We start from the raw sequence: 26,042 nt of genomic DNA, 5'->3' as shown, positions 1-26,042 counted from the left end.
TTGTAGCTCTGTTGGCTCGCAAGGATGTAAGCCTAAAACCCTTGGTTTTCCGACAGCACAGCATAAATACTGATAAATTTTACAGTGGAAAATTCGGGGGCCATCATGAGCATTCAAGTCACGGTACTAAAGGGCGTTTGCATCCTGACGATGGGGGCTATAGCACTCGCCGCGCGCGCAGAGACGTCGGAACAGAGCTATCTGTGTAAGGCGCAAGAAACGCTACTGTTCGGATGCGACTCCGGCCCGAAGATGATCTCGGTGTGCGCATCGCAGGGTTTCTCAGCGACAACAGGCTATGTGCAATACCGATTTGGTACGCCCGGCAACATTGAGTTGAGCTATCCCGAGAAGCTGAGTCCACCGAATGGTCATTTCTGGTTCAGTTCTACGGGCTACTCAGGGGGTGGCGAGGCACATCTGCGCTTCATCAATCGTGGGGTAACCTACGCCGTTTTCGACCGTATGGTGCGCACTAACTTTACCCCTGGGGAACCCAACGACCCTGACATGAGCGAGGGAATAGTCGTGCGTCCGCAGGGCAAGAAAGCGACAAGTCGACTCTGCACTTATTCCGAAGGTGGCATTCGCGCGCAAGCATACACAACCATCGAACGTGAAGACTTCGACGATAACCTGGTTCCGTAAGCGGGAAGTCAGCGAACCGAACTCGGTTTCACCCACGCACTCAGGCGCGGCAAGGGCCTGACCGCGGCCTGGCTAAACGCCTTGGTTGAGCGGGTGTTTTGTGGCGCGGGAGTGTTCGGCAACCAGGTCACGCAATCCATGCGAGGTAAAGAACCTGGTTGCCAAACACGAATTCAGTTTGCAACTCAATCGGCCCAGTGTGTTTAGGACCGCCCTTAAAATCCAATAGCCCCCGCGCTCTACCGGGAGGCAGGCAATTGTTTGTGCAAACGCTCAATTTCCTCCTCGAGCGTAGCAATGTGCTCAAATAATACCGCTTTAAGTTTATCGTCAGTGGCGACTAGTCGGGTTGCTGAAAAGGATCCCTCAAGCCTCCCGACAATCTCATTATTCATGCTTCGTCTGTCGGCCTTTGCAGTGGTCTTAATTTTTGTGTGAAGCTCACTTGGAAGGCGGACGATAAAAGCCTCAAGGTTGTTCGACATGTGGCGCTCTAGCTGCTGTAAAGAAGAAATAGCATATGAATATCATTCGGCGGATTTCTTTAGGAACTTTCTGAAAAATGCGGCTGATTTTTCCTCAATCCTCAGAGTCGCTCTCCCCGTCCCTACACAGCAGCCTCAATCGGTAGAAATCCGCAAGCGCCTTGACCCATTCGGCGCGGTGTACATGACCCCGTCCGACGGTTTCAGCCGCGAAACCTCGCAATCCCCAACCCCAAACTCTCGCGCAGTGTCGTCCCCTCATACGACGTGCGATACACCCCACGCGCCTGCAGCAACGGTACAACTTCCTGCGTAAACCGCATGAACTGCTGCGGATGCCCAATATAGATATTGAACCCATCCACCGCCCGCGCCTGGAGCCACTCCTCCATCTTCCGCGCAACCGTATCCGCCGTCCCCACAAACGCCCCCGGGCGTAGTTGCCGTCCAAACTCCACCGCCTGGCGCAACGTGAAGCCTTTCTCCCGTGCCTGGTCAGCAATGCGTTTGGCATTGGTGAAAAAGCTGCTGCGTGCCGCTTCCAGGCTCTCTTGCGGAAACGGCGCATCGAGGTCGTACTGGCTGAAATCATGCCAGCCGAAGTTGCGCCCAAACTCCTTGAGCGCCAGTTCAAAACTGTGATCCGCCTGATGGTAGTGCTGCTCGATTTCACGTGCGTGCTCATCGGTGTCGCCCACATAAATCTCGGCGCCGGGCATGACCAATAATTGCTCCGGGTCGCGACCGTGTTGCGTCGCCCTGCCCTTTATATCCCGGTAAAACGCCTGGCCCTGTTCGATGCTGGCCGCGTGGGTGAAGATCACATCCGCCGTGGCGGCGCCCAGGTCGCGGCCTTGCTCTGAATCACCGGCCTGGAAGATCACCGGCTGGCCTTGCGGTGAGCGTTGGATGTTCAGCGGGCCGACCACCGAAAAGTGTTCGCCCTTGTGGTTCAGGCTGTGCAGTTTGCTTGGGTCGAGGAACTGCCCGGTCGCACGGTCACGCACGAAGGCGTCTTCCTCGTAGGAGTTCCACAGGCCTTGCACCACTTGGACGTGTTCGGCGGCGCGGCCGTAGCGGGTGTCGTAGTCGTAGTGCTCGTCGCGGCTGTAGTTGCCCGCAGTGCCGGCGTCGCCGCTGGTGACCACGTTCCAGCCGGCGCGGCCTTTGCTGATCAGGTCGAGTGAGGCCAGGCGTCGCGCGACGTTATAGGGCGAGTTGTAAGAGGTCGTCAGCGTACCGACCAGCCCCAAATGCCGCGTGGTGACGGCCAGCGCGGACAGCAGCGTCAGCGGCTCCAGGCGATTGAGGTAATGGGAGGGCGAGCCCGGTGTGATGAACTGGCTGTCGACGATAAACATCAAGTCGAACAGGGCTGCCTCGGCCTGGCGGGCAATGTCGATGTACCAGTCGACGTTGACGCTGGCGTCGGCCGGCAATTGCGGGTCTAGCCATAGGTTGTGGCGGCCCGGCCCGCCGCAACCCATGGTCAGGGCACCGAGTTTGAGCTGTCTTTTGGTCATGGCTGAAATATTCCTTGAAGCGTTCAGGGCTGGGTTTTGGCGACGACTGGCTGCAAGGAGGCCGTGAAGGAGTCGTCGAACAGGCTAGCTGCCGAGTAAGACTTGACCAGGCCCTGGTTTGCGAAGAAGTCCACGGTCTTTTGCGCGTCTACCGGCGATTGCGCCGTGAGCGGTTCGACCGTGGTGCGCGCGCGGGCAAACCAGGCGCGGGCGATGGCCGCATCGGCGCGGGTGCGTTTGGCCCAGGCATCAGCATAGGCGTCAGCGTTGGCCGGGTTTTGGCGCGTCCAGTCGCGGGCTTTTTTCAGGCGCTGGAGGAAGTCGCTGATTTGCGCGCGCTTGGCATCGACAGCCTTGGCGTTAGCGGCAATAAAGCTCTGGGCCGGGATCAAACCTTCAGCGGTTGCAAGCACCCGCGCCCCTTGGCGTTCCTGTTGCGTGACGTAGGGTTCCCAGGTGGCGATGACGTCAACCGAGCCACCTTCCAGCGCATGGGAGGCGTCCAGTGCGCTGAGGTAGCGCAGTTCGAGTGAGTCGCGCGGGACGCCGGCTTTGTCCAGCGCAGTGAGCAACAATTGCTGGCTCCATGAACCCTTCCACACCGCCGCACGCTTGCCGGCAAGATCGGCCAGGCTGTGAATCGACGAGTCCTTTCTGACCAGGATGGCCACGCCGTCGAGGTTTTGCCGGCTGACGGCAATCACCTTGATCGGCGCGCCCAATGCGCCCAATGCGCCCAGGAACAGCACCGGCGCATCACCGAGCAGGCCGATATCCAGGCTGTTGGCGTTGAGTGCTTCGGCAACCGGCGAGCCTGCGGTGAACTGCTTCCATTCAAGTGTGTACGGCAGGTTTTCAAGCACGCCCGCCGCCTCCATCACGGCTTGGGCGTTGTAGCTTTGGTCACCCACCACTAGCGTTTGCGCGTTCGCGGTCAGGCACAGCGCAGTGGCAGCCAACCCGGCCGCCAGTTTTGTCAGGTAACGCACGTTCGTCTCCAGATGCCTGGTCAGGCATGCAAGTCGATCCGCGCGTGCGGTCTCGGCAGTGTTCGTAGGGGTTCATACGAGGCGGTTATAAATAGCGCGTGTAAAATACTGATAACGCATAACGTAATTCATAAATAATGCGGCTCACGCATTTTCAGCGCATGGGCGATGCGCCTGCACATTGCACGGTGCCTGGCGCCGCCTACACTGGTTTAAACCCACGCAGCCCGCGTTGTTTTTCAGTGGCTCCGCCGGATGTACCAGCACGTTTTTGCTCAACCATAAAAGCAGTTAACCAACTGATTAATCAGAGTAAATATGAAAGATCAGCTTCGGCGGCGTGCATCAGCGGCAGCAAAAGCCCGCACCCCATCTCGACATTCATACCTTCTGGCTCCGCTGAGCCTGCTGTGCCTCGCCCTCGCCGGCTGTACCGTCGGGCCTGATTTCTCACGGCCCGATGTGCCAGCGAATGCCGACTATTCACGCGAAAAACTCACCCGCACGGCCCAGGCGGATATCGACCCCGGTGGCGCTGCGCAGCGGCTGATCGCCGGGATGGATATTCCCGGGCAATGGTGGACGCTGTTCCGTTCCCCAACACTCAACGCCCTGGTCGAAGAGGCCCTGCGCGCGAACCCGGATGTGAGCGCCGCCCAAGCAGCGTTACGCCAGGCCAACGAGCGGGTGTATGCCGACCAGGCGTCGCTGTTTCCCTCGGTGAGCGGCAACGTACAGAAAGCCCGTGAGAAGGTCTCGGGCGTCACGTCAGGCATCTCCGAATCACCCATTCTCACCGTGAGTTCTGCGTCGCTGAGCGTGTCGTACGCCCCGGATGTGTTCGGCGGCACGCGCCGGCAAATCGAATCCACCACGGCGCAAGCCGAGTACGAGCGCTTCCAACTCGAGGCGACTTACCTCACCTTGACCTCCAATGTGGTCAACACCGCCGTGAGCCTAGCGTCGTTACGTGATCAGGTCGCCGCCACTGAAGAAATCATCAAACTGCAGGGCGGTCAGCTCGACCTGCTGCAAGCTCAGCGCCGACTGGGCGCCATCGGCGATAGCGACGTGCTCACGCAGCAAACCGCTCTGGCGCAAACCCGTGCGACCTTGCCGCCGCTGCAAAAGCAATTGGCACAGACCCGCAACCAGTTGATGGCGTACCTCGGGCGCTTTCCGAACCAGGATCAAGGCGAGCGATTCAACCTGGCTTCCTTGCACTTGCCGGAAGAATTGCCGGTCAGCCTGCCCTCGGCCATCGTTGGCCAGCGCCCGGATGTGCGTTCAGCGCAGGCGCAACTGCATCAGGCCAGCGCCAATATTGGTGTGGCCGTCGCCAATCAGTTGCCGCAGTTCAGCATTACCGGGGCGTTGGGCTCTACAGTGGCGAGCGGGACCAAATTGTTTTCATCGGGCAGCGGCGTCTGGAGCCTGGCCGGTTCTATCACCCAACCGATCTTTGATGCCGGCGCACTCGAACACCGCAAACGTGCGGCCGTGGCCGCTTATGACGAGTCCGCCGCGCGCTATCGCGGCACGGTGATTACTGCGTTCCAAGATGTGGCCAACGCGTTGCGGGCGCTGGAGGCGGATGCCGATGCGCTCAATCAACAGGTCGTGGCCGAACGCTCCGCGCAAGCCAACCTGGACCTGGTGCAAGCCCAGTTCCGCCTCGGCGCGGTGGCGTATATCAACTTGCTCACGGCCCAGCAAACCTACCAAAACACCGTGCTCGCGCGCGTCAAAGCCCAGGCCGCCCGCTACAGCGACACCACAGCGCTGTTCCAGGCATTGGGTGGCGGCTGGTGGAATCGCACGGATGTGGACCCCGCCACTAAGGGCAAGCCGGACCGCTTCGGCCTGCCGTCGTGGCAAGAGATCATGCCAGCCAGCAATAAGGCTGCACCTGAATTGAATCATTGAAACAGTGAGAACCCCCATGGCTGACGTTCAGACTGCCTCTGCCCTGCCCCCCGAGCCCGGCGTACCGCGCAAGCGTCGCCTGTGGCGGCCGATGCTGATCATGGTCGCGGTGGTACTGGTGATCGTCGCGATCATTGCCGGGGTGAAATTCGTGCAGATTTCAGCGCTGATCGCCCAATCCAAAGCGCCGCTGCCTGCCGCCGTGGTGACGGCCATGCAGGTGCCGTTCAGCGATTGGCAGCCGAGCGTTTCCGCCGTGGGCTCGATGAAGGCGGTGCGCGGCGTGGACGTGACCACTGAAGTCGGTGGCATCGTGCGCACGATTGGCTTCAAACCCGGGCAAGAGGTGGCAGCCCAGGCGTTGCTGGTTCAATTGAATGCCGACTCGGATATCGCGCAATTGCACGCCTTGGAGGCGACTGCCGACCTGGCCGGCATCGTGCTCAAGCGCGACAAGGCGCAACTGGCGGTAAACGCCATCTCCCAAGCCCAAGTCGACACCGACACCGCCGACCTGAAAGCCAAACTCGCCGCTGCCGAACAACAGCGCGCGCTGGTGGCGAAAAAAACCATTCGCGCACCGTTTGCCGGGCGCATCGGCATTACCAGCGTCAACCCCGGGCAATACCTCAACCCCGGCGACAAAATCGCTACGCTGCAGACCTTTGACCCGATCTACATCGACTTCAGCGTGCCACAGACTCAGCTGGCGGCCATCGCCATCGGCCAAGGTGTGGCGGTGACGGCTGACGGCCTGTCCAACCAAACTTTCAGCGGCCGGATCAGCACCATCGACACCCAGTTTGACTCAACCACGCGCAACGTCACCGTCGAAGCCACCGTAGAGAACCCCAAGCAAAGCCTGGTACCGGGCATGTTCGCCCGCGCGGTGGTCAACTCGGGCACCACCCAGCGCTACCTCACTGTTCCGCAAACCTCGGTGACTTACAACCCTTACGGCACCACGGTGTTCATCGCCACGTCGAGCAAAAATGACAAGGGCGAGGAAGTACTCACCGCACAGCAAACCTTCATCAAGACCGGGCCGACCCGTGGTGATCAGGTCGCGATTTTGTCGGGCGTGAAGGAAGGCGATCTGTTGATTACCAGCGGCCAGATGAAGCTCAAAAATGGCTCGCCGGTAAAGGTCGATAACAGCGCCGCGCCGCTGAATGACTCCGCGCCGACTCCTCAAGAACACTAAAGGTGGCCCATGAAGCTTACCGATACCTTTATTCAGCGGCCGGTCTGGGCCGTGGTGGTCTCGCTGTTCATCCTGATCCTGGGGCTGCGCTCGATCTTCGAACTGCCGGTGAACCAATGGCCGCGCACCGAAAATACCGTGGTCACTATCACCACCGCCTACTACGGCGCCGATGCATCCACGGTCGCCGGCTTTATCACCCAGCCACTTGAGTCGGCCATCGCCCAAGCCCAGGGCATCGACTATTTATCCTCGACCAGCATCACCGGCGTCTCGACCATTACCGCCACACTGCGGCTGAACTACGACGCCAGCAAGGCACTCACCGAGATCAACACCCAGGTCAACTCGGTCAAGAACCAGCTGCCGGCCCAGTCCCAGGAACCGGTGCTGACAATTGCCGTGGGGCAGACCACCGACGCCATGTACCTGGGCTTCTACAGCGACACGCTGGCCACCAACAACATCACCGATTACCTGGTGCGGGTGGTCAAGCCCAAGCTGGATTCGATCCAGGGCGTGCAAACCGCAGAAATCCTCGGCGGGCGCCAGTTCGCCCTGCGCGCCTGGATGGACCCGGACAAACTGGCCGCGCATAACGTCACGGCGCAGGACGTGTCCACCGCCTTGGCCAACAACAACTACCTGTCTGCCGTCGGCTCGACGCGCGGGCAAACCGTGACAGTGGACCTGACCGCCGGCACCGATTTGCACACGGTGGATGAATTCAAACGGCTGGTGATCAAACAGAAAGGCGACGCGCTGGTGTACCTGGCGGATGTGGCCACCGTCACCCTCGGCGCCGAAAGCTACGACAGCAGCGTGGCGTTTTCCGGCAAGCGTTCGGTGTTCATCGGCATCAAGGCGGCGCCCACCGCGAACATCCTGACCGTCGCCGACAGCGTGCGCGAAGCCTTCCCCGAGCTGCAATCGCAACTGCCCGCCGGCGTGCGCGGCGAGATCGTGTATGACTCCACGGCGTTCATCAATACCTCGATTTACGAGGTGGTGAAGACCTTGGTCGAGGCGATGCTCATTGTCTCGGTGGTCATCTACCTGTTCCTCGGTTCGTTCCGCGCGGTGATCGTGCCGCTGGTGGCGATTCCGCTGTCGCTGGTCGGGACCTTCTTCATCATGTACCTGCTGGGTTACTCAATTAACCTGCTGACCCTGCTCGCGCTGGTGTTGGCGATCGGCTTGGTGGTGGACGACGCGATTATCGTGGTGGAAAACGTCGACCGGCATATCAAGGAAGAAGGCAAAGGCGTACTGGAAGCCGCGCTGATCGCGGCGCGGGAACTGGGCGGCCCGATCATCGCGATGACCGTGGTGTTGATTGCCGCGTACGTGCCCATCGGCCTGCGCAGCGGGCTCACCGGGGCACTGTTCAAGGAGTTCTGTTTCTCGTTGGCGGGTGCCGTGACCGTGTCGGCCGTGGTGGCATTGACGCTGTCGCCTATGATGACCTCCAAGCTGTTCAAAACCGGGAAGGAAGAAGGCCGTTTCGCGCGCAAGCTCGACCAGTACTTTGACTGGCTGCGTGGGCGTTATCACCGCGTCCTGTCCGGCGGGCTGGATATCTGGCCGGTGCTGGTGACCTTTGGCTTTGTGCTGTTCCTGCTGGTCGCCGCCAGTGGCATGACCGCCAAAAGTGAACTGTCGCCCACCGAAGACCAAGGGCTGGTGTTCATGCAGATCAAAGGCGCGCCGACGGCTTCGCCGCAGCAGATGGAGCGCATTGCCGACCAGGCCTTCCAGATCGCCAACAAAGAGCCTGAATACGCGCAGATGTTCCAACTCACCGGCTTGCCCATCCTCAACCAAGGCCTGGGCGGCGTGCTGCTGAAAACCTGGGATGATCGCACGCGCTCCCAGGCCCAGCTGATACTCGACCTGCAGCAAAAATGGAACCAGGTGCCGGGCGTGACCATTGCGGCCTTCCCGCTGCCGTCGTTGCCGGGCGCCCAGGGTTTACCGGTGCAGTTTGTGATCACCACCACCGATTCGGTGGAAAACCTCAATGAAGTCGCGCAAGCGGTGATGGCCGAAGCGCAAAAACAACAGCTGTTCTGGTTCGCTGACATGGATTTGAAACTGGATAAACCCCAGGCACGGCTGGTAGTCGACCGGGAAAAAATCGCAGCGTTGGGCATGACTCAGGCAGACGTCGGCGCCGCGCTGTCTGCGGCGTTGGGCGGCAACTACGTGAACTACTTCTCGACCGCCGGGCGCTCGTACAAAGTCATACCCCAAGTGCTACAGGTCAACCGCCTGAACCCGGAGCAGATTCTCGACTACTACATTCGCACACCGGCAGGTGCCATGATCCAGGCCCGTACGGTGGCGCATATCGAGACCTCGACGCAGCCCGAATCGATCAACCACTTCCAGCAGCTCAACTCGGCAACGCTGTCAGGCGTCAGTGGCGTGGCCCAAGGCGAACTGCTGGCCAAACTCAACACGATCCTCGCCAACGTGGCGCCCTCGGGCTACACCTCAGACTTTGCCGGCGAGTCACGCCAGTTCATCCAAGAGTCAGGCGGCTTTTTCGGGTTGCTGATGTTCTCGATCCTGATCGTTTACCTGGCCCTGGCCTTCCAATTCGAGAGCTTCCGCGACCCGGTGGTAATCCTGTTCTCGGTGCCGCCCGCCCTGTTTGGTGCCCTCGCCTTCATCACCATGGGTTACGCCTCGATCAACGTCTACACCCAGGTCGGCCTGGTGACGCTACTCGGTTTGATCACCAAACACGGGATTCTGATCGTGCAGTTCGCCAACGAATTGCAGCGCGCCGGCCACAGCAAGCGTGAGGCGATTGAAGAGGCAGCGGCCGTGCGTCTGCGCCCAATCCTGATGACCACGGCGGCGATGGTGCTGGGCGTAGTGCCACTGGTGTGGGCCTCCGGCGCCGGGGCTGCGGGGCGACATGATATGGGGCTGGTGATCTTTGCCGGGCTGTCGATTGGTACGCTGCTGACGTTGTTTATGGTGCCGGCGATGTATATGTTTATTGGGGAAACGCATCGTCAGGAAGCTCAGCAGACACTCCCAGGCTCAGACTTGAGGACAACATAAACCTAAGCCCGGCAGGTCACTTTTGGATTATTTCACCGCGCTAACCGCCTTTGTCGAAGCCGCCGAAGGCAACAACTTCTCGCGTGCAGCCGAGCGGCTCGGCATCAAGGCTTCAACCGTTTCCCGCTACGTGAAGGACCTTGAACAGGACCTGGGCATCGCCTTGTTCAACCGCTCGACACGCACGCTGCACCTGACCGAAGGCGGCCAGACGTTTTTGATGCACGCGCACAGGGTGCTGGATGAGCTCGAACAGGCGAAGGCGGCGACGTCGGCGCTGAACCAGCAACCGCGCGGGGTGCTCAAGCTCAACTTGCCGCCAGCGTTTGCCCGTCACCATATCCTTCCCGTGTTGAAGGCGTTTCTGACTCGCTACCCGCAGATCAAGGTAGAGCTGATGTTGGAGGAGGCGCAGGTCAACCTGATTCATTCGGGCGTGGATTTGGCCATCCGGATTGGCGCGCTGGCTGATTCCACGCTCAAAGCGCGCAAGATCTGCGCTGGCAAGTACCTGTTGGTGGCAAGTCCGACCTTTTGCACTGCGCACCCTGCCCCGTCAATGCCGGCAGAGCTGGCCCGCCTGCCCGCCATACTGAGTAAGCATGATTTTGCGTTTGCCTCCTCCGATGAAGTAGTGCCGCTGGTACATAACGACTGTATCCGTATCAACGACCTCGATGCGCAACTGATCGCGGTGCGCCAAGGTCTGGGTTTTGCCCTACTGCCTGACTGGTTGGTGGCTACCAGTATTGAAGCGGGAGCCCTACAGGTGTGGCTGCCACAATGGAACATCCTCGGTGCTGAGCAGGAATTTTCTGTGTGGTTTGTCTATCCGCCCAAGCGAATCGTGTCGTCTAAGGTCAGGTGCTTTATCGACTTCATCGTTGAGCAGTTGGGCGAAACACCTTATTGGCAACGGTAGATCTGTCCGTCTGCGGGTCTAGCGGGACGCGGAGCGTCCAGGGCGGCATTCCCACGCAGAGCGTGGGAACGATCGTCACTGCTAGACCGAGGTGTCTGCATCGCAGGCAAGCCAGCTCCCACATTGGGATCTCAGTACATCAGGCCGAGAGTGTACTGCCGTACTTTTGCCCTGCTTTTGCTTCTACCACTCAGGTCGGCTACTAGGCCGCCGTGCTCTTGCTTTTGATCTTGATCTTAGGCGCCCCGTTAAACCACGCTGGCCGAACGCAGGCTTTGGAGCGTGGGTAAACCGGCAGGACGCCGGTTTAGCCGCGATGGGCCAAGGATGGCCCATGGCGGCGGCCCACGCTCCAAAGCCTGCGTGAGGGCACACCGAGCCTAAGCGAGGTGCCGAGTGGTGGGGCAAGAGCCTTTTGGTTACTTTTGGGCTCTTTCAAAAGTGACCCGCCGTAAGGGCGGAACCCTACGAAGCCGTTACCGCAGCAACGGATATGCACCCATATCGCCCCAAAGAAACGCCCCCCCCATCAACCAAAGCGAATATCCAACGCGCGCAAGTAAGTCTGCAACCCAGCATCCTGGATAGGAATCAGAAATGCTTCAGTATCAGACTCATTGAAGTGAGCGTGCCAGTACCCCGGCGGCGTCACAAACGCCAACCCCGGCGACCAATCAACACGTACCGGGTTGCGAATCTGCCCGTCGGCATCCAGTTCAGTGCCTACCAGCGAGTAGCAGCCCGTGGGACAGTCGATAATGAAATCCAGTGCAATCGACTGGTGCCGGTGTGGCTTCTGAATCGAGCCGGCCGGCAGAATGCCGTACATGGCCCACAACACATGGGTCACGGTTCGGGTCTGTGGAAAGTTGCGATTCCCCAGCAGAATGCTGATACGGCTGCGGTCCTGAGCACGCGGATCATCCGCCGCTTCACGCAATTTCAAGTTGGCCAGAGCGGCAGGATACAAGGTCGGCACAAAGCGGTCGGTGCTGCCCGTCACGCCCAGGTAGCGCAACAACGGCTCATCGTGCACGTAGTACAGACGCGCATCCTGCAAGGCGCTGAAGCGCGCTTGCAGCAAACCAGGCAGCGCGATAAAGCAGCCGGTAGACCAGGCAATTTCATGCTCGCCCTGCACAACGTTGCCCTCCCCCGCGATCACATAAAACACTTGCGAAGTCGCATTCGGGTGCAGCTCCAGAGACTCACCGGCGTTCAGCCGAATAAAGTTGGCGCACAGCCCTGGCCCGGTCGCCGGGCCCTCGCAGCCCAGCGCATCGCTGAGGTCAAGCGCCACGACTCGCGACGGGCCGCTGTCATACAGCGAGGCCGGAAAGCTGTGGTAAGGAATACGCGTAATCAGATTGGCACTGATCGGGTTGGCGGCCTTGCTGTATTCAAAGTATTCGGCGTCCACTTGTGTGCTCGGCACATCAGGGGTCAGGTCAGGCTTGAATTCGCTGTTCATGGTTCACCTCAGTCTTCGGCTGGTTTGAACCCACTATAGGCATTGCGCCCACAGGGATTAAGCACTCAGGTGGCACAGCAGTTGTGCAGGATGGGGCAGCTATGCCCTTTGACGGTGCAGCAGGCGCGTCCATCGCCTAAGCGTGAACCGATGAACCCTGTCCTCGGCGCCTGCCTCATACTCAAACGTCATAATCCCCCGTTCGTGTGCGTGGTAATCTGGCGTCACCATGAATAGACATTGATCGTCACTTGACGATGACCAGAGCCAGGAAAGAACATGCCAAAGATTTCTCACTCAGCACTGCGCCGCAACTTCCGTGAACTGCTTGCCAAACAAATCTGCGTTGAAACCGCTTCCGTCTTCGACCCCATGTCCGCGCGTATCGCCGCCGACCTGGGTTTTGAAGTCGGTATTCTCGGCGGTTCGGTCGCATCGTTGCAGGTCCTCGCGGCACCCGATTTTGCGTTGATCACGCTGAGTGAGTTCGTCGAACAGGCCACCCGCATCGGCCGTGTGGCCCAACTGCCTGTCATCGCCGACGCCGACCACGGCTACGGCAATGCCCTGAACGTGATGCGTACCGTCGAAGAGCTTGAGCGCGCCGGCGTGGCGGCACTGACGATTGAAGATACGCTGTTGCCCGCGCAATTCGGGCGTAAATCCACCGACCTGATTTCGGTCGAGGAAGGCATCGGTAAGGTCAAGGCCGCCCTCGAGGCGCGGGTCGACCCGCAACTGTCGATCGTCGCGCGCACCAACGCCGGCGTGCTGCCGACCGAAGACGTCATCGCCCGCACCAAAGCCTATGAAAAAGCCGGCGCCGACGGCATTTGCATGGTCGGCGTCAAAGACTTCGACCACCTTGAAAAGATCGCAGAAAACCTCAAGGTGCCGTTGATGCTGGTGACCTACGGCAACCCGCAGCTCAATGACAGCGAACGCCTGGCCGCGTTGGGTGTGCGCATTGTGGTAGCCGGGCATGGCGCCTACTTTGCGTCGATCAAGGCGACTTACGACAGCCTGCGTGCGCAACGCAAGTTGACCAGCAGCACCTCGAACCTCAGCGCGACTGAACTGACGCATACCTACACGCTGCCGGAAAGCTATGTAGCGTGGGCGAAAGAGTTCATGGATGTGAAAGAATAAAACCCTGCCCCAAACTGTAGGAGAGTCGCCAGACTCTCCACCTCCTTTTCCCCTCAGGGTGATGATCTCGATCCAGGTGATTGGCGACAACATGCCATTGCATCTGCCGCGTCGAGCTGAATTCCATACGCCCGCTGATCATCAATAACTTCCTGCATTCGGCCACCGTCCTCGCGTACAGCTGGACGTCCAGGCGACGGGCTCGCCCCTGCCTTCGATATACTCTTTAAGCCTAGGCGTTATTGCTATTTATTTTCGCCAAATACTGGCACTCGCTCTTGAACGGACCAATACTCCCGAAACCATAACGTCCCCTCTCCCCCTCGCTTAACCACAACTAAGCGAGCTGCCAAATGTAGTAGCTGGCAACCACGTGGGTGCCCCCGCTGTCTGGGTGAAGTACGGCATGGGCACAGCACTGCGCCCTGGCATGTATGGTTACATCGAGGGCTTACTGCATCTGGTCAAATTAAAAAAGCATTGACCTGCTCGACATAAATATTCAAAGCCTTGAAACATTACCTACATGAGAACAACGGCGAGTGGCAGACATGACAGTCAACCTCAATAAGAAGATGGCCCCGTTTGGAAACGTCTATGAAAACAGACCAGGACAACCATCAGAATTACTGCAAGGCGTCTACTTTTCGATGTATGACTTTCGCTTTTATGACAGCAATGGCCATCATTTAAATGAGCGTTGGGAGGCCTACAGCACAAATAAATTTGAACTAAGCTTCGATTTTGGCGAATGCACCTCGCCCTCGGGTGAACATGTAACGATTGCAGGGCGCATTATCACCCCACTTTCTTTGAAGGCACTGATACAGCAACGTGAACCGGCAAGCACGGAAACAATCCAAGCGTATCAGGAAAAATGTTACGCCTGGATGACGGCGTGGGGGTTCAACACCAGCGATTCAATATTCAGCAAAGCCACGGCTATCGATTATGCTCTAATCAGTATTATTTGCGCTCCGGACATTCCGCTTGAACGCTAACGAGTCCAGCTTATTTTTTGGTTTGTCATTTTTCTATTCGATGACATCATGGATAACTTCGCCCACTTCAATGACGGGCAGCTGATCACCATCAAAAAAAATTATGAATGCACGGAAGTATTTTGCAATATTATGAAAGGCAGTATTTTAACTGTTGAAGACGTCACCATAGATCATACGTGCTACCCCTATTTTATACCGCTGTGCCATGCATTATTGGACTACAGGCAAGAAATAATAAACGCCACAGCGCCCTTGGGCGATGCGAACCATTTCATTGACTCCTGGGTCGTGTACATGCGCAGCGTCGTGTGGGGGACTGCGGACACTACTGCAGGTGACATCGAGCTTGGCAACACAGATTCAGGGTTTGCTACGAGGGCCTATTTCTTCAAACGCAGCATGACAATTGGAATAGTACCCAACTTTGAATTGATATGCCTGCTGCGGGGCTTTTCACTGCCAACTGACATTCGAGAAAACCCTCTGTTTTTATACTTAAACCATCATCTAAGCCTGTACACGTCATTTGTCAATGATGTCGTGTCCTTGAAGAAAGAGCTGATAAATGGAGAAACAGAAAATTTCGCCTTATTGTATCGAGATCACGGCACCCCCCAGCAGCACGTTAATGAGGCGATCCGTCACTTAAACAACTTTGTCGTTGATTATAATGAAATTGCGAAAAGGCTATTGTTAATCTGGCCTGACGATGACAGCCTGCCAACGTACATCGCCTATGGAAGATGCTGGATGATTGCCCAGTGGCAATGGATGACGCTGATTAACAGGTATAACGTCCCACCCTTGGACTGCCATATTATTTTATAAGCGGCGTTTAATCAGCCGTGGAGTAGCAAAGCATTTTTGCGTCTCACCGCCACCAACCTCATCTTGAGCCTACCGCGCAACGAGGCGAACATCAGCGCTATTGCCTTCCAGCCGCTTGAGCTGCCGATGCTCAGCGCTGAAAAAATCCGCCGTAGAGCCTGCGGCGAACAGTTCAGGGGCGTGCGTTATGACCTCAACATGGCCAGCTTCGGCATGCCCGGCTTGAGCTTCATGACCCGCTACGTCAACGGCGCCGACATCAATGACACCCGAGGCGGTGCCATCGCCGCGAAAGCACGCTAGCTGAAAGTGCTGCACCTACTTATAAAGCAACCGATACAGCATAAACCTGGAAGAGCCGACCAGCGATAACACTGATCAACCGCTAGAACTCAAGAAACCTCATGGAATTGGCGAAAAATACTGTGCCGCGGACCTTGCTGAGCCCTGTCGAATCTTTGGATGATGCGCAAACAGCTATTCAATAAAAAACATGATCAATAATGAGTTTTAGTCTGTTGAAAGTACTTTGTACAAAACACTTAACATGTTTGGCCGATCAGTCTGAACATGGCTGATCAGCACAATCTCTCTGTCATACCGATCAATGCCTACCCGGTCCACAGCGCACTTATGGCCCCACTGTTCAAAGCCGGACCAGTACGGCACAAGGCTGACGCCAAGACCTTCGGTTACCAGCATGGCAATTGTCTCTAATGCGTCCAGATCCACCAGGGGCGTCGGCATCAAGCCATTGTCAGCCAAGTAACGCTCAGCATGTCGTCCGCCCCACGAATCTGGATCGTACCGAATGTATGAGTGGGTTTGCAGTTGAGTAAGGATACTGTCCGAGGACTTTTCCTTCGATAGGAAAACCAGCGGTTCCTTTCGTAGTGGCACCCTATGCAAAGCTTTTGGCAATTCAAAGGGCGGAGCTACCAATATGGCAGCGTCCAGTTCGCCTGAGAGAAGTGCTTGATACAACGAACGCGATGTTCCCGGCACGATGACCGGCTTGAGGCCTGGCGCTAACTCAGTCAGGGCCCGCAATGCTCCGGGTAGCAAGCCGGTCAGAACGGTCGAAATTGCGCCTATTCTCAACTGTCCCGTAAGCCCCTCCACGTCGGCGTCTCCCGCCAGTAGCGCTACCTCGCGAACGATGCGTTTAGCTCTGGCCAATAGACCAAGACAGGCTTCACTCGGCTTGGCTGCGTGTCCGACGCGAGACAGTAGTTCAAAGCCGAGTTGCCGTTCGAGTGCGAGAATTCGCTGACTCACCGCTGCTGCCGTCAGCCCTTCGACGCGCGCGGCATGAGCGATGGAACCGCATTCCACGACAGTGACGAGGCTTTTCAGATAACGCGTATCCATAAGAAATTCTTTTGATGGAAGTAAAAATTACATGCTATCTCTTTTCATAAAACCAGCACAAGCTTCGGCCGGTCCAGTCATTTACACCTTTCGGTGATTTTTAGGAGCAACCGATGCAGTCGATTTTTCATTTTGCGTATCACGTCCGCGACTTGGAGCTTTCCCGCCAGTTCTACTGCGATTTGCTGGGTTGTGAAGAAGGTCGTAGCACCGAAACATGGGTAGACATCAATTTTTTCGGGCATCAATTATCGTTGCACTTGGGCGAACCATTCTCTGTGAGTAATACAGGAAAGGTAGGCGACCATAGAGTGCCGATGCCCCATTTTGGCGTGATATTGAAAATGTCAGATTGGAGTGCTTTAAAAGACCGCCTGATCGAGGGCGACGTGAACTTTGTTCTCTCACCTAACATCCGTTTCCCAAGAGAGCCCGGTGAACAGGCAACAATGTTCTTCCTCGACCCTGCCGGGAATCCTATCGAGATAAAAGGATTCGCTGATTTGGAATCAGTTTACGCAACTTGAACGTGTTCCTGACAGCGCAATACCCGTAACGGTCAACCTTAAAGAGGTGGCTGAAGTTCAGATGCATTCACACGATTAATTCGTCGAGCGCTTGCGCGCATTCGACAACACTCAAGCGTCTGATAAAAACAATAACGCTCTACAAACTTGAGGTATTGGAATGAATGTTTTCAAACTCACTTGGGTTGCACTAACTGCAGCGTCCATGATTGGCGTCAGCAGTGCAGCTCTCGCAGGTTCCACGCTGGACGCCATTCAGAAGAAAGGTTTCATTCAATGCGGCGTCTCCGATGGGTTGCCAGGTTTCTCCGTTCCGGATTCTACGGGCAAGATTGTTGGTATAGACGCCGACGTCTGTCGTGCCGTAGCCGCAGCAGTTAGCTGAATACATAGGCGGGTTCTGTTGGGTGCTACTCGGCGAACACCCATTGGAGATGTAACGCGAAACTCAATCAGTTGGTTGTAAGACAGCCATTTAATCAGCCGTCGGGTTATCAGTGCCCCAAAGGAACGATATGCACAATTTTAGTAATTCTGATGCCACTGCCATTGCGGAATGGGTACGTTCCGATGTCGTGATCGCAGAGACGGTAGCTGACCATTTTCTTGAACGTGTCGAGTCGCGCGAGCCGAGCATAAACGCTTTCGTTTCTTTCGACCCCGACGGGGTGCGCACTCAAGCGGGTCAATTAACAACGACTAGAGAGAAAGGTCTCCTGGCAGGCGTTCCAGTGGGGATCAAGGATAACTATGACACCGTGGATCATCCCACCCGTTTTTACTCTTCTATCTATGATGACAACTGTCCATCGCGTGACGCGCATGTCGTCTCACTTCTGCGCCAGGCCGGAGCAGTCATTATGGGCAAGACCCACACCACCGAATTTGCTTACATGCATACCGGCCCTACCCACAATCCACATGATCTTGACAGGACCCCTGGAAGTTCCAGTGCCGGATCGGCAGCGGGGATGGCGGCTGGTTTTTTCCCGGTCGCTTTGGGGACGCAGACGGCCGGATCATTGATAAAACCCGCATCCTATTGTGGGCTTTATGCCTTCAAGCCTTCGTATGGGTTGGTTTCTCTTGAGGGGATCAAACCATTAGCGCCAAGTTTCGACACCGTGGGTTGGTATGGCCGCTCCGTTCGTGACCTGGATCTGATGGCTCAAGTCTTGATTCCTGGTTTTCCGGAGCGCACTCATGAAAGCCATTTACGGTCGTTCGGCTTTTGTCGTACGGCCCGTTGGGATCAGGTGGACAAGGACGTAGCCAAATCACTGGAGGCCGCTGTAGAAGATCTGCGATCGGCAGGGCATCAAGTAAGCGAGGTACTGCTGCCCGAGGAATTTTCCGCTGTATTTGATGACCATCTGCTGATAAACGATTGCGAGGGAGCCCGATCACTCTCCCCGGAACTGCAAATGCATCCGGACAAACTGAGCATTGAACTGCTAGCCATGTTCGAGCGCGCTAGTCTGACAACCTGGGAGCAAGAGTCAGCGGCAAAAAGGCGTTTAGCCAAGTTGGCCCCCGTTTTGGAAGAGATATTCAAGCCTTTTGACGCAGTCTTAGGTGCGAGCTGTGGCATCGTCGCTCCGTTGGGCCTCGAAGCCACGGGACCTTCCGACTTCATCAAGTTTTGGATGGCATTTGGATTGCCGCAAGTCAATATCCCTTTCGCTCGGAAAACCGGGGCGCTTCCCGCAGGGCTTCAAATGATCGGAGGATTTAGAAACGACAGCACTCTGCTACACGCGGCTGAGCAGGTTGATGCAGTGCTGAGGTCGACCCGCTAATAGGTTGAGGCAGGTTGCGCCAGTTGCGGATGCGCGGCATTAGCGTGATGCCCAGCAGATGGGTGAATGTAAAAGCGATCTTCACCGTACTTGCGCCCCGGTGACGCTCAACCTGGAAAACCCGGATGCCCTCGCCGACGGCCTGGACAGGGTGCGCGGCGAAGCGCGGCCCATGCCGATGGAATACGCTCCGTCCAATGGCTTCGGCTTTGGTGGCGTGAATGCCGGCGTGCTGTTGCGCCGTTGGGTGTAACCCAAGGTTTGCCCCTGCCTTAGTTTTCGGGGACCATGGCGCCTTTCTGTTACAGCTAACCAGAGGCGCCCATGGCCAACCACGACCTGTCTTACACCCCCGATCCGGATGCCGACTCGATTTCTTCCGACGTCGTCGGCTTCAACGGCATCCTGGTCTCCACCCAGATCCCTACCCGCGCCGATGGCAGCCTGGAACTGGGCGACATCACCGTGCAAAGCGAATGCACCCTGCAAGCGCTGAAAGTCGCGCTGGAGAAAGCCGGCAGTTCCATGGACCGGGTTATGCATCTGACCATCTACCTCACCGACATGGCTGACCGTGCCGCGTTCAACGAGGTCTACAAGCGCTTTTTCGCCAAACCGTGGCCGGTTCGTGCGGCCTTGGGTGTGGCTGCACTGGCCGTGGAAGGCATGCGTGTAGAAGTCACTGCGATGGCGGCCAAGGCCTGAGTGTTCACCAGCAATACAGATCAAATGTGGGAGCTGGCTTGCCTGCTATGGCGGGCTGTCAGTCGATACTGCTTTGACCGATGTATCAGTCATCGCAGCATAGGTATTTACGCAACTCTTTAAGTTGAGCTTAGCCTGTGAGGGGTTAGGTGGATTGAGTACATATCCGTTGCTGCGGTAACGGCGGCTATTGGTTCCGCCCTTACGGCGGGTCACTTTGGAAAAGAGCCCCAAAAGTAACCAAAGGGCTCTTGCCCCACCACTCGGTGCCTCGCCTAGGCTCGGCATGCCCTCACTCCGGCTTGAATCCGTGGGCCGCCGCCATGGGCCATCCTTGGCCCATCGCGGCTAACCCGGCGTCCTGCCGGGTTACCCACGGATTCAAGCCTGCGTTCGGCCATCGTGGTTTAACGGGGTGCCTAAGATCAAGATCAAAAGCAAGATCAAAAGCAAAAGCACGGCAGTACACTCTCTGCCTGATTTACTGAGATCCCAATGTGGGAGCGGGCTTGCTCGCGGCGGTGGGTCAGTTACACATGAGCTGGCTGACCCACCGCCTTCGCGAGCAAGCCCGCTCCCACAATTTTGACCGAGTTTGGCTGCCAGCACTGCAGTGCTCTGCTTTTCTGTGGGAGCTGGCTTGCCTGCGATGCAGGCACCTCGGTCCATCAAGTACACCGAGTTGATGCCATCGCAGGCAAGCCAGCTCCCACATTAGATTGAGTTCAGCCATCAAGATCAGGTCGGCTAGCAGGCCGCCTTGGCTTTGCTTTTGATTTAACCACTCAGGTCGGCTACTAGGCCGCCGTGCTCTTGCTTTTGATCTTGATCTGCTTTTTGATCTGAGGCGCCCCGTTAAACCACGCTGGCCGAACGCAGGCTTTGAGCGGGGTAAACCGGCAGGACGCCGGTTTAGCCGCGATGGGCCAAGGATGGCCCATGGCGGCGGCCCACGGTCCAAAGCCGGAGTGAGGGCACACCGAGCCTAGGCGCGAGTGCCGAGTGGTGGGGCAAGAGCCCTTTGGTTACTTTTGGGGCTCTTTTCCAAAAGTGACCCGCCGTAAGGGCGGAACCCATAGCAGCCGTTACCCAAATAACGGATATGTACCCAGCGCCCCCCGCGACAACCAAAGAATTCAGCCCATAAAAAGATGTGCAGATACCTATGCTGCGATAGCATCAACCGGCTATCCCTGACGTACCGAGGTGCCTGCATCGCAGCAGTGCGGCGATTCGACAAGCCAGCTCCCACACTGTATCGGCGTCGCCTTCGCGCATTCGGCCTGATAGCCCTGTGGTAGATGCCGGTCAGGCATTTCAGAGCTACAATGCACGCCTCGACCGTGACAAGCCTGACTAAAAAAACTATGTCCTTGCCCAAGCATCACCTGGAATTGCTCAGCCCTGCCCGCGATGTCGCCATCGCGCGCGAGGCTATCTTGCATGGCGCCGACGCCATCTACATCGGCGGCCCGAGCTTCGGCGCCCGCCACAATGCGTGTAACGAGGTGAGCGATATCGCTCAACTGGTCGAATTCGCCCATCGTTACCACGCCCGTGTGTTCACCACCATCAACACCATCCTGCATGACAACGAGCTGGAACCTGCACGCAAGCTGATTCATCAGCTGTACGACGCCGGTGTCGATGCGTTGATCGTGCAAGACCTGGGCGTGATGGAGCTGGATATTCCGCCGATCGAGCTGCACGCCAGTACCCAGACCGATATCCGTACCCTGGGCCGTGCCAAGTTTCTCGACCAGGCCGGTTTCTCGCAGTTGGTCTTGGCCCGTGAGCTGAACCTGCAAGAAATCCGCGCCATCGCTGATGAAACCGATGCCGCCATCGAGTTCTTTATCCACGGTGCCCTGTGCGTGGCGTTCTCCGGGCAGTGCAATATCTCCCACGCGCAGAATGGCCGCAGCGCCAACCGTGGCGACTGCTCCCAGGCCTGCCGCCTGCCGTACACCTTGAAAGATGATCAAGGCCGCGTCGTGGCCTTTGAAAAACACCTGCTGTCGATGAAAGACAACAACCAGAGCGCCAACATTCGCGCGCTGGTCGAAGCCGGTGTGCGCTCGTTCAAGATCGAAGGCCGCTACAAGGACATGGGCTATGTGAAGAACATCACCGCCTATTACCGCCAGCGCCTCGACGACGTGCTCGAAGACCGCCCGGACCTGGCCCGCGCTTCGAGCGGCCGTACCGCGCATTTCTTCCTGCCCGACCCGGAAAAAACCTTCCACCGTGGTAGCACCGACTACTTTGTCAGCGACCGCAAGATCGACATCGGCGCGTTCGACACGCCAACCTTCACCGGCCTGCCGGTGGGTGTGGTGGAAAAAGCTGGCAAGCGCGACTTGCAGGTCGTCACTCATGAGCCGCTGTCCAACGGCGACGGCCTCAATGTGCTGGTCAAACGCGAAGTGGTGGGTTTCCGCGCCAACATTGCAGAACCCAAAGGCGAGTTCGAAGAAGACGGCGAGAAGCGTTACCGCTACCGCGTCGAACCGAACGAGATGCCGGCCGGCCTGCATCAACTGCGCCCGAACCATCCGCTGAATCGCAACCTGGACCATAACTGGCAACAGGCCCTGCTCAAGACCTCGGCCGAACGCCGTATCGGCCTGGCCTGGGTGGCACGCCTGCGTGAAGATCAGTTGGTGGTAACCGCGATCAGCGAAGAAGGGATCAGCGCCAGCGTCACCCTGCCCGGCCCGTTCGGTGTGGCCAACAAGCCGGAACAGGCGCTGGACACCTTGCGCGATCTGCTTGGCCAACTCGGCACCACCGAGTATCACGCCACGAACATCGAGCTGGACGCGCCGCAAGCGTTCTTCATCCCCAACTCGCAGCTCAAGGCATTGCGCCGTGAAGTGATCGAAGCGCTGACCACTGCGCGGGTCGCGGCTCACCCGCGCGGTGGGCGCAAGGCCGAGACCTCGCCGCCGCCGGTGTACCCGGAAGCGCACTTGTCGTTCCTCGCCAACGTCTACAACCAGAAAGCCCGTGACTTCTATTACCGTCACGGCGTGAAGCTGATCGACGCGGCCTTCGAAGCCCACGAAGAAACCGGCGAAGTGCCGGTGATGATCACCAAGCACTGCCTGCGGTTCTCGTTCAACCTGTGCCCTAAACAGGCCAAGGGTGTGACCGGCGTGAAGACCAAGGTGGCGCCGATGCAGCTGATTCACGGCGATGAAGTACTGACCCTGAAGTTCGACTGCAAACCGTGCGAAATGCACGTGGTGGGCAAGATCAAGGGGCATATCCTGGGCTTGCCACAGCCAGGCAGCGGCGTGGGCCATTTTGACCCAGAAAATATCATCTTTCAGGGCACGCACTAGCCCTTGGGGAGCGGGGCCACCACCAGCCCCGCTGCAACCCCGCTGCCGCCAGCAGAATCGCCGCAACCCCCAGCCATTGCAGCCAACCCAGGCGATGCCCAAAGGCAATCCAGTCGACAAAAATCGCCGCAATCGGGTAGATGAACGACAGCGCGCCGGTAATGGCCGTCGGCAGTTTCTGGATCGCCCCGTACAACAACACATACATCAAACCGGTGTGCACCACGCCCAACGTGACCAGCGCAGCCCAGGCATGGGGCGCTGCAGGCAAGCTGTTCCAAGGCACTAACGGCGCCAGCAACAATGCGCCCGTAATCACTTGAATCAACGCCATCAAGTGCGGCGGCACTGCCTTCAGGCGCTTGATGATCAGCGCCGCAATCGCATACAAAAACGCCGCGCCCAGCGCCAGGGCGATACCCGCCAGATAATCCCCGCCACCGCTCTGCTGCTCGCCATGGGCGGTGACAATCGCCAACATGCCTAGGAACGCCACGCTCAACCAGGCCAGTTTTTGCAGCGTGATCTTTTCCCCGAGAAACACCGCCGCCAGCACCACCAACATGAACGGCTGCACGTTGTACACCGCCGTACTGATCGCGATGGAAGCACGGGAATAGGATTCGAACAGCAGCAACCAGTTGCCCACAATGGCCACGCCACTGAGCATCGCCAGCCCAAGCTTGGCCCAGCTGAGCAGGTCCAGCCGCAGGTAGCCCAGCAGCGCACACACCAGCAACAGCGTCAGCGCGCCGATCACACAGCGCCAGAACACCACTTCGATCACCGACACACCCGACACCAGCACAAACCAACCAATGGTGCCCGAGATCAGCATGGCGGCGACCATTTCCCACGACCCGCGACGAATAGATGTGTCCACGATGGAAGCTCCTCAAGTGAGGCTCAATTATGGCAATCTGCTGGTCAGCGGCTCCAGCGACTAAAAAAGGCAAAACCTCGAAATCACCTTTTCTTATTAGGCACACGGCATGATTGACACTATCGACCAGAAACTGATCGCAGCTTTGATGGATGACTCGCGTCTGTCGCTCAAGGCCCTGGCGGGTATCACCGGGCTGTCTTCGCCCAGCGTCGGCGAACGCCTGCGCCGCCTGGAAGAACGCGGCGTGCTGACGCACTACACGGTCGATATCGACCCCAAGCACTTCGGCTACCTGCTGCAGGCCATCGTGCGCATCCGCCCCTTGCCGGGCAAGTTGCAGGAAGTGGAGCGCCAGATCCAGGCGATTCCCGAATTCACCGAGTGCGACAAGGTCACCGGCGAGGACTGTTTTATCGCGCGGCTGCACGTGCGCACCATGGACCATCTGGACACGTTGCTCGACCGGATCAACGCCTATGCCGAAACCAACACCGCTATCGTCAAGAAAACCCCGGTTAAACGCCGATTGCCGCCGCTGGTTGATGAGTGATCTTGTGTCACTAACGTAATGACCGGATCGCTATTGTGTCAGGGACGACCTCGCTGGACCGCGTACTGCGCCGGTTGGCCAGTCATACGGCTTGATCTACTGTAGCGAACGGGCTTGCCACAACAAGCCCGTTCGCCACAGTAGAAGCGGCAGTTTCTCAAGCCTGCAGCGTCTTCGCCGCCGTCAACAACCCTTGGAACTTGCGATACCGGGCTTGCAACACCGGCTGCTGAGCCAGGTCAGGCCAATACCTGGCCTTGACCGGCATCCCTGCCTCCAGCAGATGCGCGCCCTCGCCAATCGCCAGAAACCCAAGTTTCGCCGCGCCAATACACGCACTCAGTTCACTGCCCTGCAAGGTGAAAATCTCCCGCTGCAGAATGTTCGCCAGTAACTGCGCCCAGTACTCGCTACGCGCCCCGCCGCCCACCAATGCACACGCGCCCACGCTGGCACCCGCAGATTGCACGGCGCGCAAGGCATCCAGTAAGCCAAACCCTACGCCTTCCATTACCGCATAACCGAGCATTGCCGGTGTGCAGTCATGGCCCAGGCTCATAAAACCGCCGCGCAGCAAAGGGTCGTTATGCGGCGTGCGTTCACCGGCGAGGTACGGTAGAAACAATGGCGTATCCAATGGCACCGGTTGGCCGATCGGCAACTGTACCTGCACTTGGTCCAGTAACGTTTGCTCATCCGGCATGCCGGTCAGCCGCGTCACCCAACGCAAGCAACTGGCGCCGGCGAGCATCGCGCCCATGGTGTACCAGCGGTTGGGCAATGCGTGACAGAAACTGTGCACCGCACTGGCCGGGTTGCCGGCGGCGTGATCGGTGATCGCAACAATGGCCGCGCTGGTGCCCAGGGTGATGAAGCCGTCACCGGCATTGATCGCGCCGATGCCGACGGCGGCGACCGGGTTATCGCCGCCGCCACCGGCAATCACCACGGCGGGCGACAGGCCCAGCCCGGCTGCCGTCACGCGCCCTGCCACCGCGCCACCTTCCACTAGCTGGGGCATCTGCGCAGGTGCAAGCCCGGTGGCGCGTACCATCGGGGTAAACCATTGACGGTGCGCCACATCCAGCCACAGTGTGCCGGCGGCATCGGACATGTCGCTGATGCGCTCACCACTCAAGCGCAAGCGCAGGTAATCCTTGGGCGACAGAATGCAATCAATCGCCTGGAACACCTCGGGCTCATGCTGTTGCAGCCACAGCAGTTTCGGCGCGGTCAGCCCGGCCATCGGCAAGCTACCGGTGACCTCGGCAAAGCCTGGGCCGAGTTGTTGCGCTTGGGCGACAGCGCGCGAGTCGTCCCACAGGATGGCCGGGTACAACACGCGGTTGTCATCCCCGAGCAACACCGCCCCGTGCATCTGCCCAGACAATCCAATGCATGCCACACGACTGAAAGCCTCATGTGTGCGCAACTGGTCGAGCGCCTGCAAGCAAGCCTGCCACCAATCTTGCGGCGCCTGTTCAGACCAGCCGCTATGGCGCCGGGAAACACTCAGGCGCACACCGGTATGGGCCAACACGGCGCCGCTGGCGTCCATCAGGATCGCCTTGAGTTCCGACGTGCCCAGATCAATACCGAGGGAAACAGGACTGCTCATACGTGGTTCATTCCG

At 58.2% G+C, this 26,042-nt stretch carries 20 protein-coding genes and 3 pseudogenes; 16 read left to right on the top strand and 7 right to left on the bottom strand.

All coding sequences use genetic code 11. From position 1 onward, the window contains the following. The first annotated feature begins 105 nt into the window (after positions 1 to 105). A complete protein-coding gene (locus KZH41_RS15105) occupies positions 106 to 648 on the top strand; it encodes a hypothetical protein (protein WP_263272750.1) in 543 nt (180 codons plus the stop codon). A 239-nt stretch (positions 649 to 887) separates the two neighbouring features. Here the strand turns inward: KZH41_RS15105 and KZH41_RS15100 are convergent, their stop codons facing one another. The 3 genes from KZH41_RS15100 to KZH41_RS15090 form a co-directional block, all read right to left on the bottom strand. Next, on the bottom strand, positions 888 to 1,133 hold the full coding sequence (locus KZH41_RS15100; RefSeq protein ID WP_263272748.1) for an Arc family DNA-binding protein: 246 nt from the start codon (positions 1,131 to 1,133) through the stop codon (positions 888 to 890). A gap of 203 nt (positions 1,134 to 1,336) precedes the next feature. Continuing rightward, a complete protein-coding gene (locus tag KZH41_RS15095) occupies positions 1,337 to 2,656 on the bottom strand; it encodes an LLM class flavin-dependent oxidoreductase (RefSeq protein WP_263272747.1) in 1,320 nt (439 codons plus the stop codon). Positions 2,657 to 2,679: 23 nt separating this feature from the next. Beyond that, positions 2,680 to 3,645 (bottom strand): ABC transporter substrate-binding protein, encoded by a 966-nt coding sequence (locus tag KZH41_RS15090; protein ID WP_263272745.1) that lies wholly within the window; start codon positions 3,643 to 3,645, stop codon positions 2,680 to 2,682. Positions 3,646 to 3,963: 318 nt separating this feature from the next. Here KZH41_RS15090 and KZH41_RS15085 point away from each other — a divergent pair, with 318 nt between their 5' ends. From KZH41_RS15085 to KZH41_RS15070, 4 genes are read left to right on the top strand one after another with little or no spacing between them, the layout of a single operon-like run. After that, the gene (locus KZH41_RS15085) at positions 3,964 to 5,571 is read left to right on the top strand and encodes an efflux transporter outer membrane subunit (RefSeq protein WP_263272743.1); all 1,608 of its coding nucleotides are present in this window, start codon (positions 3,964 to 3,966) and stop codon (positions 5,569 to 5,571) included. Between the two features lie 16 nt (positions 5,572 to 5,587). Then, a complete protein-coding gene (locus KZH41_RS15080) occupies positions 5,588 to 6,775 on the top strand; it encodes an efflux RND transporter periplasmic adaptor subunit (RefSeq protein WP_094953652.1) in 1,188 nt (395 codons plus the stop codon). Between the two features lie 9 nt (positions 6,776 to 6,784). Further along, positions 6,785 to 9,850 (top strand): efflux RND transporter permease subunit, encoded by a 3,066-nt coding sequence (locus KZH41_RS15075; protein WP_263272739.1) that lies wholly within the window; start codon positions 6,785 to 6,787, stop codon positions 9,848 to 9,850. A 22-nt stretch (positions 9,851 to 9,872) separates the two neighbouring features. Then, a complete protein-coding gene (locus tag KZH41_RS15070; protein WP_094953654.1) occupies positions 9,873 to 10,772 on the top strand; it encodes a LysR family transcriptional regulator in 900 nt (299 codons plus the stop codon). Positions 10,773 to 11,301: 529 nt separating this feature from the next. Here KZH41_RS15070 and KZH41_RS15065 read toward each other — a convergent pair. Next, positions 11,302 to 12,243: a cupin gene (locus tag KZH41_RS15065; protein WP_242149353.1), complete on the bottom strand. Its 942-nt coding sequence runs from the start codon at positions 12,241 to 12,243 to the stop codon at positions 11,302 to 11,304. A 279-nt stretch (positions 12,244 to 12,522) separates the two neighbouring features. Between KZH41_RS15065 and KZH41_RS15060 the strand changes: the two genes are divergently transcribed. From KZH41_RS15060 to KZH41_RS15045, 4 genes and pseudogenes are all read left to right on the top strand, one after another. Further along, positions 12,523 to 13,392 carry an isocitrate lyase/PEP mutase family protein gene (locus tag KZH41_RS15060; RefSeq protein ID WP_263272736.1) on the top strand — a complete coding sequence of 290 codons (870 nt, stop codon included), beginning with the start codon at positions 12,523 to 12,525 and terminating at the stop codon, positions 13,390 to 13,392. Between the two features lie 551 nt (positions 13,393 to 13,943). Then, entirely contained in the window at positions 13,944 to 14,393 is a 450-nt protein-coding gene (locus KZH41_RS15055; RefSeq protein ID WP_263272734.1) for a hypothetical protein, read from the top strand. A gap of 12 nt (positions 14,394 to 14,405) precedes the next feature. Beyond that, positions 14,406 to 15,224 carry a terpene synthase family protein gene (locus KZH41_RS15050; RefSeq protein WP_318654904.1) on the top strand — a complete coding sequence of 273 codons (819 nt, stop codon included), beginning with the start codon at positions 14,406 to 14,408 and terminating at the stop codon, positions 15,222 to 15,224. A gap of 162 nt (positions 15,225 to 15,386) precedes the next feature. Beyond that, positions 15,387 to 15,497: pseudogene (locus KZH41_RS15045) on the top strand (OprD family outer membrane porin); the annotation flags it as partial. A 237-nt stretch (positions 15,498 to 15,734) separates the two neighbouring features. Here the strand turns inward: KZH41_RS15045 and KZH41_RS15040 are convergent. Then, entirely contained in the window at positions 15,735 to 16,595 is an 861-nt protein-coding gene (locus KZH41_RS15040; protein ID WP_242149346.1) for a LysR family transcriptional regulator, read from the bottom strand. 113 nt (positions 16,596 to 16,708) lie between these two features. On the opposite strand from KZH41_RS15040, the gene KZH41_RS15035 reads away from it, so the two are divergent. The 6 genes and pseudogenes from KZH41_RS15035 to KZH41_RS15010 all read left to right on the top strand — a co-directional run bounded on the left by KZH41_RS15035 (position 16,709) and on the right by KZH41_RS15010 (position 22,973). Then, the gene (locus KZH41_RS15035) at positions 16,709 to 17,122 is read left to right on the top strand and encodes a VOC family protein (protein WP_263272733.1); all 414 of its coding nucleotides are present in this window, start codon (positions 16,709 to 16,711) and stop codon (positions 17,120 to 17,122) included. A gap of 160 nt (positions 17,123 to 17,282) precedes the next feature. After that, positions 17,283 to 17,501 (top strand): annotated as a pseudogene (locus KZH41_RS15030) (amino acid ABC transporter substrate-binding protein); the annotation flags it as partial. Positions 17,502 to 17,637: 136 nt separating this feature from the next. Next, positions 17,638 to 18,921 (top strand): amidase, encoded by a 1,284-nt coding sequence (locus tag KZH41_RS15025; RefSeq protein WP_263272731.1) that lies wholly within the window; start codon positions 17,638 to 17,640, stop codon positions 18,919 to 18,921. Between the two features lie 94 nt (positions 18,922 to 19,015). Beyond that, a pseudogene (locus KZH41_RS15020) lies at positions 19,016 to 19,174 on the top strand (beta-ketoacyl-ACP synthase II); the annotation flags it as partial. 71 nt (positions 19,175 to 19,245) lie between these two features. Further along, positions 19,246 to 19,626 carry a RidA family protein gene (locus KZH41_RS15015; protein ID WP_094953846.1) on the top strand — a complete coding sequence of 127 codons (381 nt, stop codon included), beginning with the start codon at positions 19,246 to 19,248 and terminating at the stop codon, positions 19,624 to 19,626. Between the two features lie 1,367 nt (positions 19,627 to 20,993). Then, positions 20,994 to 22,973 (top strand): peptidase U32 family protein, encoded by a 1,980-nt coding sequence (locus KZH41_RS15010; RefSeq protein WP_242149339.1) that lies wholly within the window; start codon positions 20,994 to 20,996, stop codon positions 22,971 to 22,973. Here the strand turns inward: KZH41_RS15010 and KZH41_RS15005 are convergent. Next, positions 22,951 to 23,856: a DMT family transporter gene (locus tag KZH41_RS15005; protein WP_242149336.1), complete on the bottom strand. Its 906-nt coding sequence runs from the start codon at positions 23,854 to 23,856 to the stop codon at positions 22,951 to 22,953. The two genes, KZH41_RS15010 and KZH41_RS15005, sit on opposite strands and share 23 nt — an antisense overlap. 109 nt (positions 23,857 to 23,965) lie before the next feature. Here KZH41_RS15005 and KZH41_RS15000 point away from each other — a divergent pair, with 109 nt between their 5' ends. Next, positions 23,966 to 24,409, top strand: coding sequence for an Lrp/AsnC family transcriptional regulator (locus tag KZH41_RS15000; protein ID WP_094950531.1), 444 nt, complete (start codon positions 23,966 to 23,968; stop codon positions 24,407 to 24,409). A 157-nt stretch (positions 24,410 to 24,566) separates the two neighbouring features. Here the strand turns inward: KZH41_RS15000 and xylB are convergent, their stop codons facing one another. Beyond that, positions 24,567 to 26,027 carry a xylulokinase gene (xylB, locus tag KZH41_RS14995; protein WP_263272728.1) on the bottom strand — a complete coding sequence of 487 codons (1,461 nt, stop codon included), beginning with the start codon at positions 26,025 to 26,027 and terminating at the stop codon, positions 24,567 to 24,569. Positions 26,028 to 26,042: the final 15 nt, after the last annotated feature.

The sequence above is a fragment of the Pseudomonas sp. YeP6b genome, from assembly GCF_025642995.1.
GTDB lineage: Bacteria > Pseudomonadota > Gammaproteobacteria > Pseudomonadales > Pseudomonadaceae > Aquipseudomonas.
Note: the sequence above shows the minus strand (reverse complement) of the source record. Positions and strands in the feature narration are given on the sequence as shown.